General features: G+C 64.2%; 11 protein-coding genes. 6 read left to right on the top strand and 5 right to left on the bottom strand.

The window, feature by feature from the left end; all coding sequences use genetic code 11:
- Position 1: 1 nt before the first annotated feature.
- The 5 genes from CXR43_RS15920 to CXR43_RS15900 form a co-directional block, all read right to left on the bottom strand.
- Positions 2-811 carry an ABC transporter ATP-binding protein gene (locus CXR43_RS15920; RefSeq protein ID WP_246831427.1) on the bottom strand — a complete coding sequence of 270 codons (810 nt, stop codon included), beginning with the start codon at positions 809-811 and terminating at the stop codon, positions 2-4.
- Positions 808-1,692: a nitrate ABC transporter permease gene (gene ntrB, locus CXR43_RS15915; protein ID WP_103335721.1), complete on the bottom strand. Its 885-nt coding sequence runs from the start codon at positions 1,690-1,692 to the stop codon at positions 808-810. The genes CXR43_RS15920 and ntrB overlap by 4 nt, the downstream gene beginning before the upstream one ends.
- A gap of 10 nt (positions 1,693-1,702) precedes the next feature.
- Complete coding sequence (locus CXR43_RS15910) at positions 1,703-2,992, bottom strand: CmpA/NrtA family ABC transporter substrate-binding protein (RefSeq protein WP_103335719.1); 1,290 nt, start codon at positions 2,990-2,992, stop codon at positions 1,703-1,705.
- A gap of 286 nt (positions 2,993-3,278) precedes the next feature.
- Positions 3,279-4,454 (bottom strand): ABC transporter substrate-binding protein, encoded by a 1,176-nt coding sequence (locus CXR43_RS15905; protein ID WP_103335716.1) that lies wholly within the window; start codon positions 4,452-4,454, stop codon positions 3,279-3,281.
- The gene (locus CXR43_RS15900) at positions 4,451-5,032 is read right to left on the bottom strand and encodes an ANTAR domain-containing response regulator (protein ID WP_435530814.1); all 582 of its coding nucleotides are present in this window, start codon (positions 5,030-5,032) and stop codon (positions 4,451-4,453) included. Before CXR43_RS15900 ends, CXR43_RS15905 begins: the two co-directional genes overlap by 4 nt.
- A 331-nt stretch (positions 5,033-5,363) precedes the next feature.
- On the opposite strand from CXR43_RS15900, the gene CXR43_RS15895 reads away from it, so the two are divergent.
- The 6 genes from CXR43_RS15895 (at position 5,364) to cysW (ending at position 11,655) form a co-directional block, all read left to right on the top strand.
- A complete protein-coding gene (locus CXR43_RS15895; protein WP_103335713.1) occupies positions 5,364-6,602 on the top strand; it encodes an aromatic ring-hydroxylating oxygenase subunit alpha in 1,239 nt (412 codons plus the stop codon).
- A 3-nt stretch (positions 6,603-6,605) separates the two neighbouring features.
- Entirely contained in the window at positions 6,606-7,679 is a 1,074-nt protein-coding gene (locus CXR43_RS15890) for an FAD-binding oxidoreductase (RefSeq protein ID WP_103335711.1), read from the top strand.
- Between the two features lie 223 nt (positions 7,680-7,902).
- Complete coding sequence (locus tag CXR43_RS15885) at positions 7,903-8,994, top strand: sulfate/molybdate ABC transporter ATP-binding protein (RefSeq protein WP_103335708.1); 1,092 nt, start codon at positions 7,903-7,905, stop codon at positions 8,992-8,994.
- Between the two features lie 11 nt (positions 8,995-9,005).
- Positions 9,006-9,992: a sulfate ABC transporter substrate-binding protein gene (locus CXR43_RS15880; protein WP_210402115.1), complete on the top strand. Its 987-nt coding sequence runs from the start codon at positions 9,006-9,008 to the stop codon at positions 9,990-9,992.
- Positions 9,989-10,831 carry a sulfate ABC transporter permease subunit CysT gene (cysT, locus tag CXR43_RS15875; RefSeq protein WP_103335703.1) on the top strand — a complete coding sequence of 281 codons (843 nt, stop codon included), beginning with the start codon at positions 9,989-9,991 and terminating at the stop codon, positions 10,829-10,831. The genes CXR43_RS15880 and cysT overlap by 4 nt, the downstream gene beginning before the upstream one ends.
- Positions 10,828-11,655 (top strand): sulfate ABC transporter permease subunit CysW, encoded by an 828-nt coding sequence (cysW, locus tag CXR43_RS15870; protein WP_246831426.1) that lies wholly within the window; start codon positions 10,828-10,830, stop codon positions 11,653-11,655. The genes cysT and cysW overlap by 4 nt, the downstream gene beginning before the upstream one ends.
- Positions 11,656-11,794: the final 139 nt, after the last annotated feature.

Below are 11,794 nucleotides of genomic sequence, written 5' to 3'. Positions count from 1 at the left end.
GTTACTCCGCCGCTTCGACGAAGCGATGACGTTCATAGAGGAACCGCAGCACCGCTTCGCGGGCGCGGACGTAATCGGGGTGGCTGGCAAGCGCGATGCGGTCGCGCGGGCGGGGGATGGGAACCTCCAGCACCTCGCCGATCGTGGCCGCCGGGCCGTTGGTCATCATCACGATGCGGTCGGCCAGCAGCACGGCTTCATCGACATCATGGGTGATCATGATCATGGTGTTGCCAAGGCGGGCGTGGATATCCATCACCGCGTCTTGCAGATGCGCCCGGGTCAGCGCGTCCAGCGCGCCGAAGGGTTCATCCAGCAGCAGCACCTTGGGTTCCATTGACAGGGCGCGGGCGATGCCGACGCGCTGCCGCATCCCGCCCGAAATCTCGCCGGGGCGTTTGTCGGCGGCATGGGTCATCTGCACCAGATCGAGGTTCTGCATGATCCAGTCATGCCGTTCCGCCCGGGTTTTGGTGCCGGAGAACACTTTGGAGACCGCCAGTTTCACGTTGTCATAGACGGTGAGCCAGGGCAGCAGGCTGTGGTTCTGAAACACCACGGCGCGTTCCGGGCCCGGTGCGTTCACCTCGCGGCCTTCCAGTTTCAGCGCACCCGTGGTCACGTCGGTCAGCCCGGCGATCAGGTTCAGAAGGGTGGATTTGCCGCAACCGGAATGGCCGATGATCGAGACGAATTCGCCCTTGTCGATGGTCAGGCGAATGTCTGACAGCACCTCGGTGACCTTTGCGCCATTGGTGAAGGTTTTGCTGATACGGTCGATGTGCAGGTATCTGGTCGGTGCCATGGTCATGATGCAGTCCCCCGGGAGACAACGGAACCGATCCAGCCCACCAGACGATCCAGCACAAAGCCGGTCACTCCGATGTAGATCAGCGCCACGATGATGTCGGTCAGGCGCGAGGAATTCCACGCATCCCAGATGAAGAACCCGATGCCGACGCCGCCGGTCAGCATCTCGGCCGCGACGATGGCCAGCCATGACAGGCCAACCCCGATGCGCAGGCCCGAGAAGATGTAGGGCGCGGCAGAGGGAACCATGATCTTCCAGAAGAACTCGATCTGGTTCAGGCGCAGGACGGCGGCGACGTTGCGGTAATCCTGGGGAATGGCGCGGACCCCGGCGGCGGTGTTGATGATGATGGGCCAGATTGCGGTGATGAAGATCACGAAAATCGCGCTGGGGCGGCTGTCCATGAAGGCGGCAAGGCTGATCGGCAGCCAGGCCAGCGGTGGCACGGTGCGCAGCACCTGAAAGATCGGGTCAAAGCCGCGCATCATCAGTGCCGACTGGCCAATGACCGCGCCGATCAACACCCCCGCCACGGCGGCAAGCCCAAAGCCGTAGGCCACCCGTTCCAGCGAGGTCAGCACCCGCCAGCCAAGGCCGATGTCCTGCGAGCCGTAGACAAAGAACGGATCTAGGATCAGCTCGCTGCTTTCGGCCCAGACCTTGGTGGGCGTGGGCAGCCCGGCGGTGGGGCCGGAAAAGGCGATCTGCCAGATGGCCAGCAGGATCATCAGCACCACCAGCGGCGGCAGCACCGAGGAGACCAGCCATGACCCGGATTTCTGCAGCCATTGGCTGGGTTTCGCAGGGACCGGCAGTGGCAGCACCTGCGCCGGGGCCTGCTTGGCCGGGGCGGGGGTTTTCTTGAGTGCGACGACAGACATGGCCACCCCCTTACACCATGGCCTTGATCGACTGACTGTCGAGATAGGCATCAGCGTTGGCGGGATCGAAGGTCTTGCCGTCAAAGAAGGTCTCTGCCCCGCGGCTGTCGCCAAAGGCCGAGGTGTCGATTCCCAGACCCGCCGCCGCCTGCAGCCACAGGTCGCTGCGGTTGGTGGCATCGACGACGGCTTTGGTGTCCAGATCGCCGGGGAAATAGCCCCAGCGCTTGTTTTCGGTGATGAACCAGGTATCGAGCGACTTCCACGGGAAAGAGGTGGCCCCGTTCCGCCAGAATTTCATGGCCAGATCGGTGCGGCTTTCCTGCCGTGCGTTGCCATAGTTGATCTCGCCCTTCAGCCGGGTCACGATATCGGCGACCGGCACGTTATACCATTGGCGGCGGCCGATGATTTCGGCCATCTCGTCCTTGTTGGCGGCATCGTCGCACCAGCTTTGCGCCTCCATCACCGCCATCATCAGGGCAAGCGTGGCATTGGGGTTGGCGTCCACCCATTCGGCGCGCATGCCAAGGATCTTCTCCGGGTGGTTTGCCCAGATCTCGCCGGTGGTGGTGGCGGTAAAGCCGATGCCCTGATTGACCAGCTGTTCATTCCACGGCTCGCCGACACAGAAGGCCTCCATATTGCCGACCTTCATGTTCGCCACCATCTGCGGCGGCGGCACCACGATCAGATCGACATCCTTGGTCGGGTCGATCCCGCCGGCGGCCAGCCAATAGCGCATCCACAGGTCATGGGTGCCGCCGGGGAAGGTCATGGCGACGGGGATTTCGGCCCCTGCGGCACGCTTGGCCGCGAAGATCTCGCGCAGCGGCGCACTGTCCAGCCCGACGCCGCTGTCGGCATAGGTCTGGGACACCGAAATCGCCTGCGCGTCCTCGTTCAGGTTGAGCAGGGTATACATCGGCAGCGGCTGGTTGTTCTGCATCACGCTGCCGGTGGAATACAAATGCACCTTGGGGCGCAGGATATGGCCGCCGTCGATGCCGCCCGATGCCGCGCCCAGTGCCATGTTGTCACGCGTGGCCCCCCAGCTGGCCTGCTTTTCCACCTTCACATCCGGCATGCCATGTTTGGCGTAGAAGCCCTTTTCCAGCGCGATGATCAGCGGCGCAGAATCGGTCAGCGCGATATAGCCCAGCGTACAGCCGGTGACTTCGGGCGTGGCCGTGGCGGCCCATGCCCCGCCCGGCAGGGCAAGACGGACAGCGGCGGCGGTTGCAGCGACGCTGGCGGCGGATTTCAGAAAGCTGCGGCGGGTGGGCTGGATCAGGGTCATGGGCGTGTCCTCTGGCAAAGGCCGGGCCGGCGGCTGCGCGGCGGGCTTGGGCTGAACGGCAAAAAGCCACCTCGATCACTGCCTCGGGTGTGAGGTCAGGACGGGTGGCCGCGTTGCCATTTTGGGGGACCGCATCTTTGCGGAAGATGGTCAGATCGAAAGCGCCATTGCCTTTGATCTTACTTGTCAGCATGCGACCGTTCCGGCTCGCCGGTCAAGCGCTGCGCTGCTGCATCGCAGGTGCAGCATGACATTTGCGCAAAGGCGGTTAGGTCTGCTGAATCCTTCAGCGCAGTGCAAACGCCGGATCGTAGGTTTCGCCGTCAAAAAACGCATCCGGGGCCAGAATCATCTGGCCCTTCTCTGACGCAACAGCGGTCGGATGCGCCATAGCGCCTTCAATTCGGGCCGATGCGCCCGGCAGATCGGCCCCCGCACTGCGCAGATGCTGGCGGTACAGATCGGTGCGGAAGCATTCCGTCGCCTGTTCCATCGCGCGCGCCACGTCCAGCCCGTGCAGCCCGGCAATCCGCCGCGCCAGCAGCGCCGCCAGACTGCGCCACGGGAAATTCGCCCCGCCCTCGTGAAAGCGGATAAAGCCGGGAAACTGCCGCACCTCTCCCGCCGCACTGATGTGCAACCGGCCAAGAAGGCCGCGTTCGGTCAGTTCCGGTGACAGGTTCAGGTAGTCCGGCCGCGATAGGATTTCGGCCGCCGTACCGCGATTGTCGGGCCGGTCGAGCCAGCGGCAGGCGCGCCAGACCGCGCGCATCAGCCGCCCGGTTTCCTCCGCGCGGCTTTCGGTAAAATCACGGGTCAGGACCAGCCCCTTTTCGGGCGGCGAGGCCCAGATCGCCCGGCCCGCCAGCAACAGCGCGCCGACCCCGGTTTCCACGGCATAAGAGGCCCAGGGCTCGCCCACGCAGAAGGCATCCACCTCGCCCGCCGCCAAGGCGTCGGCCATCAGCGGCGGGGGGACCGTGTGGATGGTCACGCCTGCGGCCAGTTCCGTGCCGCCAAGCCACCGCCGGACCAGTTCGGCCTGCGTCGAGAACGGGAAGGGCACGCCCACGCGCAATTGCCCGCCAGCGACGCTTGCCAAGGCGGTGCGGGCCGCCACCGGATCGTCAAAGCCAAAGCCATGGCCCTGCGCCCGCATTGCATCGGCCAGCGCGGCACTGACCGCAATCGCCTGCCCGCCCACCGACAGCATCATCACCAGATCGAACCGGGGATAATCGGGGCCAAGGCCCAGCGTCTGCGCAATTGGCAAGGGCACCAGCATATGCGCCGCGTCAATGCCGCCCATGCCCAGCAGATCCCGGCTTTGCGCCCAGCTTTGCACCCGGATCATATTGAGGTGCAGCCCTTCCTCTGCCGCAAAGCCAAGCTCTTGCGCCATGATCAGGGGGGCGGCATCGGTCAGCGGGACATAGCCAAGGCGCAGGGGGATCAGGCTCATGTCAGCAATCCTGCCGCCATGACCAGTTGCTGCGCGATGTCGGCCACACGGCGTTTCTGATCCATCGCGGTCTTGCGCAGCAGGGCATAGGCGGCCTCTTCATCAATACCGCGCGCCTTCATCAGGATGGCCTTGGCGCGGTCGATGATCTTGCGATCCTCCAGCGCGGCCTTGGTGGCGGCCAGTTCGGCGCGCATCTTCTGAAACATGTGAAACCGGGCGATGGCGGCATCCAGCACCGGCTTGATCCGGTCTGGCTGCAATCCATCCACCACATAGGCCGAGACCCCGGCCTCGATCGCGGCACGGGTCAGCTGTTCATCGGAGCGGTCCACGAACATCGCCACTGGGCGCTCCATCGGGCCCGAGACCAGTGCCAGTTCCTCCAGCACATCGCGTGACGGATCGGCCACGTCGATCAGCACGATATCGGGCTTTTGCTCGGCGATTCTGCGGGCAAGGCCGGTTTTTTCGGAAATGACCGTGATCGCATGATCGCCCGAGGCCATAAGACCATCGACAATGCGCAGCGCGCGGTCCCTGTCGCGCTCGACCACAATGATGGAAAGCCGTGCCATGACCATCACCCCGTCAGCTTGGAAAACGCGGCGGCAAGCGCCGGTGCGAAAGACCTGCGCCCTGCCGCGCTGCGGGACCGGAAACTGCCCGGAAATTCCCTGAATTTCTGACATCTGCCCACAACTTCAGCACGAAAAGAACTCAAGCTGGGGCCCTGTTCACCTGCCGTGCCTCGGGTGCAGCAAAGCCCGCCGGACCTGTGGTTTTTTGCCAAGTCGGAAAGCGATCACGTCAAGTCGGCGCCGCGATAGGGCACATGCTGCAAATGCATATTCTGCGGCTTTAAGGGGCCGCTGACGACAGCGGCGAATTGGGCAGGGCGAGGTCCAGATGCTGAACCAGAACGAGATCCGTCGCGAACTCCAGTCGCGCAAGGCAAATTTTGCCCTGATGCGTGACCTTTACTGTGATCCGGGTGTGTATCAGACCGATCTGGAGCAGATCTGGTACAAGGAATGGCTGTTCGCCGTGCCGGCCTGCGAATTGGCAAAGGCCGGATCTTACGCGACATTGCAGGTGGGCGATTATCCGGTGGTGATCGTGCGCGGCACCGATGGCCGCATCCGCGCCTTCCACAACGTCTGCCGCCATCGCGGCCAGCGCCTGTGCGCCAAGACCAGCGGCACGGTGACCAAGCTGGTCTGCCCTTATCACCAGTGGACCTATGATCTGGATGGCAAGCTGGCCTGGGCGCGTGACATGGGCGAGGATTTCAACCCCGCCGCCTATGGGTTGAAAAAGGTGCATTGCGTCGATCTGGGCGGCGTCGTCTATATCTGTCTGGCCGAAGTGCCGCCTGCGATTGCCGATCTGGCCCGCACCGCCGCGACCTATCTGGCGCCCTCGGGCCTTGCCGAGACCAAGGTGGCGTTTTCGTCCAGCATTGTCGAAAAGGGCAACTGGAAACTGGTGATCGAGAACAACCGCGAATGCTATCATTGTGGTGGCTCGCACCCGGCGCTATGCCGCACCTTCTCGGATAACCCCAAGATCGGGGCGATGGATGGGCCGCATTCGGCCAGCCCGGAAATTCTGGAGCATTGGGAGCGCTGCGAGGCGGCGGGCCTGCCGTCGCGGTTTGTGCATGCCCCGGATTTCCAGTGGCGGCTGGCGCGCATTCCGCTGCTGAACAACGCCGAAAGCTATACGATGAGCACCAAGGCCGCGGTGGCCAAACGCATGGGCCAGATGCCGTTCAACGATGCGGGCAGCCTGCTCATGTATCACTACCCCAACACCTGGAACCATTTCCTTGGCGATCATGCCATCACCTTCCGCGTGCTGCCGATCAGCCCGACCGAGACGCAAGTGACCACCACCTGGCTGGTTCACAAGGATGCGGTCGAAGGCAAGGATTACGATCTGGAAACCCTGACCCATGTCTGGCTGGCCACCAATGACGAGGACCGGCAGGTGGTCGAGGAAAACCAGAAGGGCATTCTGTCGCCGGCCTATGAACCCGGCCCCTATTCGCCGATTCAGGAAGAGGGCGTGATCCAGTTCATCGACTGGTATTGTGGGTCGATGACCAAAAAGCTGACCCCGGCCCCCAGCATGGCGGCGGAATAGACCATGGCGCAGCAGATGAACTGGGCGGCAAAGCCGTGGCAGGATTCCGAGCCGCTTGAATGCGCCATGGTGGTCCCCGACACCGCCGATACCGCCACCTTTACCTTCCGCGCGCCATCGGGGGCGTGGTTCGACTATCAGCCCGGGCAATTCGTGACGCTGGATTTGCCGGTGCCCGGTGGCAATGTGCAGCGGACCTATACGCTCAGCTCCAGCCCGTCGCGGCCCTTGTCGATTTCGGTCACCGTGAAGGCGCAGGCGACCTCGATCGGCACGCGCTGGATGCTGAACCACCTGAAGCCCGGCATGCGGATCAAGGCCTTCGGGCCATCGGGGATTTTCAGCTTTCATCGCCATCCGGCGCAGAAATACCTGTTCATCTCGGCGGGGTCCGGGATCACGCCGATGATGTCGATGACGACCTGGGCCTGGGATTCGGGCGAGATGCCGGACATCGTCTTTGTCCACGCCGCCAAGCGCCCGTCCGAGATCATCTTCCGCGAACGGCTGGAGAATTTCGCCAACCGGGTGCCGGGGCTGAAACTGCGCTTCACGGTCGAGGAGCCCGACCCGTTCCGCACCTGGCACGGCTTTCAGGGGCGGCTCAGCCAGATCATGCTGGGCCTGATGGCGCCGGATTACCTTGAGCGGGAGGTGTTCTGCTGCGGGCCGGAACCGTTCATGCAATCGGTCCGCGAGATGCTGGTGTCGATCGGCTATGACATGGAGCGCTATCATCAGGAAAGCTTCGGCGCGCCGGTGCGCAAGGAAAGCGATGCCGAGCCGATTACCGATGTGGTGCCCGATGCCGACAGCCGCGCTGCCGTGACCTTTACCAGCTCTGGCGTTACCGCCGCCTGCGCGGAAACCGACACGGTGCTGGCCGTGGCCCGCAAGGCGGGGCTGAACATCCCCTCGGGCTGCACCTTTGGCCTGTGCGGCACCTGCAAGGTGCGCAAGACGGCGGGCGAGGTGCATATGGTGCACAATGGCGGGATCTCGGATGACGAGATTGCCGAAGGGTACATTCTGGCCTGCTGTTCCAACCCGATCGGGCGGGTCAGCGTCGAGGTCTGACGCGCCCGCTGTAGGGTTAAAAAGAACCGCGTCATGGCGGGGCATGGCCCGGGCGCACAGGGTTCTGCAAGACGGGGGCACAGGCAAACGACAGCGCGGCCGCGATGGCCGGCCCGGAATGTTGTTCCCGTATCCTCCCTGAAAGGAACGGCTGGGCGCCCTGGGCGGCCATTGAACTGCGCAGGCGATCAGCGCATGTCACCGCGAGCACAGGAAGACTCGCATGACAATCGCCATTTCGTCGCTGACCAAGCGCTTTGACCAGACCGCTGTTCTGCGCGGCATTGATCTGACGATCAATGACGGGGAGCTTGTGGCGCTGCTTGGTCCTTCGGGGTCGGGCAAGACCACGCTGCTCAAGATCATTGCGGGGCTGGACTGGCCCGATGCCGGGGGGCTGGTGGTCAATGGGCAGGATTGGCTGCCCCTGCCCGCGCAAAAACGGCGGATCGGCTTTGTGTTCCAGCATTACGCGCTGTTTCCGCATATGACCGTGCGCGACAACATTGCCTTTGGCCTGACCGTGCGGCCCAAGGCCGAGCGCCCGTCAAAGACGGTGATTGCCGCCAAGGTTGATGATCTGCTGGACCTGTTGCAGATCCCGCAGCTGGCTGACCGCTTTCCGGCGCAGCTTTCGGGCGGGCAGCGGCAGCGGGTGGCGCTGGGGCGCGCCCTTGCCATCGAACCGGCCGTGCTGTTGCTGGACGAACCCTTTGGCGCGCTGGATGCCGCCATCCGCCGCGACCTGCGGGCCTGGCTGCGCGAGGTGCATCAGGCAACCGGGTCCACCACGCTGTTCGTGACGCATGATCAGGAAGAGGCGTTCGAACTGGCCGACCGCGTAGTGGTGATGGGCGAAGGCCGGATCGAGCAGATCGGGTCCGCCGACCAGATCCACGATTCCCCTGCCTCACCCTTTGTCGCCCGCTTCATGGGCGCGGTGGTGGAGCTGCCTGTCACCCTGCGCGGTGGCCGGGCCGAGGCTGCGGGGCTGGACGCCAGCGGGCTGGAGCGTCGGGCGATGGCCGACGGCCCGGCACAGCTGTTCCTGCGCCCCGATGCCATTGCGCTGCACGCCGACCCTGCCAGCCCTTGGGTGCTGACCCACAAGGCCAGCAACGGCGCGATGATCCGCGCCACCTTGCGGCAGGCCGATGGCACCCTGGTGCCGGTGGACCTGTTGCGCCATTCGGCCCCGGATCTGACCCTTGGCACTGCATACCGCCTGCGCCCGCTGACCGGCGCGGTTTTCCCATTGGACGGCATCGCGCAAGCAGCCGTGCCGCTTTCCCCTCTCAAGGAGATACGTCGATGAAACACGGATTGATCAAGGCCGCCGTTCTGGCCGCCACTTTGGGGGTTGCCGCCCCGGCAGCTGCGCAAGACAGCCTGCTGAACGTCAGCTACGACATCGCACGCGAGCTGTTCGAGGCGCTGAACCCGGCGTTCGTCGCCAAGTGGAAGGCCGACACCGGCCGCGATCTGACGATTGACCAAAGCCATGGCGGATCGTCGCGTCAGGCCCGCGCCATTCTGGAAGGCTTGCAGGCCGATGTGGTGACCTTCAATCAGGAAACCGACATCGACGTGCTGGCCGAAGGTGGCCTGTTGCCCGAAAACTGGCGCGAGGCGCTGCCGAACGGGGCGTCGCCCTATTACTCGCTGCCCGCCTTCCTTGTGCGCGCGGGCAACCCCAAGAACATCCGCGACTGGTCGGATCTGGCCCGTGAAGACGTGGCCCCGATCTTCCCGAACCCCAAAACCAGCGGCAACGCGCGCTATACCTATCTTGCGGCCTATGCCTACGGGCTGGAGCAGAACGGCGGCGACCACGCAAAGGCGCAGGAATTCGTGAAAGCCATCCTGTCTTCGGTTCCGGTGTTCGACACCGGCGGGCGTGCCGCCACGCAAACCTTTGCCGAGCGGGAACTGGGCGACGTGCTGGTGACCTTCGAGGCCGAGACCGGCGGCATCGCGCGTGAATACGCGGCGCAGGGGTTTGAGCGCGTGACGCCATCGCTGTCGCTGTTCGCGGCCTTCCCGGTTGCGGTTGTGGCCGAAAACGCCGAAGCGAAGGGCACGACCGAGGTGGCGACGGCCTACCTTGAATGGCTCTACACGCCAGAGGCGCAGGATATTCTGGCGCAGAACTTCTACCGGGTCAGCGATGCCGATGTGGCCGCGAAATACGCCGGCGACTTCCCCGAAGTGCGGCTGGTCACGGTGGATGAGGTGTTCGGCGGCTGGGATGCCGTGCGGGCGGATCATCTGGCCGATGGCGCGATCCTTGATCAGGTCTTTGTGAACCAATGAGTCAAGCTGCCGCGCCTGTCCGCGCCAAGCGCGTCTTGCCGGGGTTCACCCTGAGCCTTGGCACGACGCTGCTGTACCTGACCGTGATCATCCTGATCCCGGTGCTGGCGCTGATCTTGAAAGGGGCCGAAATCGGCCCGGCGCGGTTCTGGGCCATTGTCACGGCGCCGCGCGCCGTGGCAGCGTTTCAGGTCACGATCACCGCTGCGGTGATCGCGACCCTTTTCAACGCGGTCTATGGTTTGCTGATGGCCTGGGTGCTGGTGCGCTATGAGTTTCCCGGCAAGCGGATCTTGGACGCGCTGATGGACATCCCCTTTGCCTTGCCGACGGCGGTGGCCGGGCTGTCGCTGACGGCGCTGTTTTCGGCGAATGGCTGGATTGGCCAGTTTCTGGAGCCGCAGGGCATTTCCATCGTCTACACGATCTGGGGTGTGGCCTTGGCGATGGCCTTTACCTCGGTGCCCTTTGTGGTGCGCACGGTGCAGCCGGTGCTGGAGGATCTGGACCCGGCCTATGAGCAGGCCGCGCGCACGCTGGGCGCGTCGGAAGGGGCGATCTTTGCCCGCGTGGTGTTCCCGCAGATCTTGCCAGCATGGCTGGCGGGTTGCACCATTGCGTTCGCCCGATCCTTGGGTGAATTCGGGGCCATCGTGTTCATTGCCGGCAATCTGCCGATGAAGACGGAAATCGCGGCGCTATTGGCGTTTATCCGGCTGGAAGAGTTTGACTATCAGGGCGCTTCGGCGATTGCGCTGGTGCTCCTGCTGTTTGCGCTGGTGCTGCTGGTGGTATCGAACCGGCTGCAGGCCTGGGCGATGCGCTTCAAGGGGGCATGATGCAGACGCTTGCGATGGACCCGACCCGGACCCGGATGATGCCGCGCCTGTTGATCGGGGTGGCGGTCGTGGTGACGCTGCTGATCGTGGTGGCGCCGCTGATTTATATCTTTGCGCGCGCCTTTGCCGAAGGCTGGCAGGTCTATGCGGCCAATCTGATGGACCCGTCCACCGTGCATGCGATCTGGCTGACCAGTATTGTGGCGCTGATCGTGGTGCCGATAAACATTGCCTTCGGGATTGCGGCGGCCTGGGCTGTGGCGCGGTTCCGCTTTCCGGGGCGCAGTCTTTTGGTGACGGCGATCGAGATTCCCTTCTCGATCTCGCCCATCATCGCGGGGATCTGTTATCTGTTGCTTTATGGGCGGCAAGGGATCCTGGGGCCGTGGATGCAGGCCAATGACCTGCAGGTGATGTTCGCGCTGCCCGGGATCGTGCTGGTGACGATGTTCGTGACCGCGCCGTTTGTGGCGCGCGAGGTGCTGCCCCTGATGCAGGCGCAGGGGTCGGAGCAGGAGCAGGCGGCGCTGACGCTGGGGGCGTCGGGCTGGCAGATGTTTGCCCGGGTGACGCTGCCCAACATCCGCTGGGCGCTGCTCTATGGGGCTGTGCTGTGCACGGCCCGGGCGGTGGGGGAGTTTGGCGGGGTGTCGGTGGTTTCGGGCAATATCCGCGGCCAGACCAATACTTTGCCCCTGCATGTGGAGCTGTTGTTCAACGATCTGAACGCGACCGGGGCCTTTGCGGCGGCGTCGGTGCTGACCCTGCTGGCCTTGGTGGCGCTGGTCGTCAAGGCGGTGCTGGAAGGGCGGCGGGGTGCGTGAGGGCCGGGTTTACCACGGGGTTCCCCCTGTGTTACACCCCTCAATATCATGCAATATCAATGACTTGACTCCGGGACATTAAGGATTCGTTTACCTTTGGGCCAGGCGCCCGGCGTCGGGGGCATTGCCCCGCATGACC

The organism is Pseudotabrizicola formosa (assembly GCF_002900965.1).
Lineage (GTDB): Bacteria > Pseudomonadota > Alphaproteobacteria > Rhodobacterales > Rhodobacteraceae > Pseudotabrizicola > Pseudotabrizicola formosa.
Note: the sequence above shows the minus strand (reverse complement) of the source record. Positions and strands in the feature narration are given on the sequence as shown.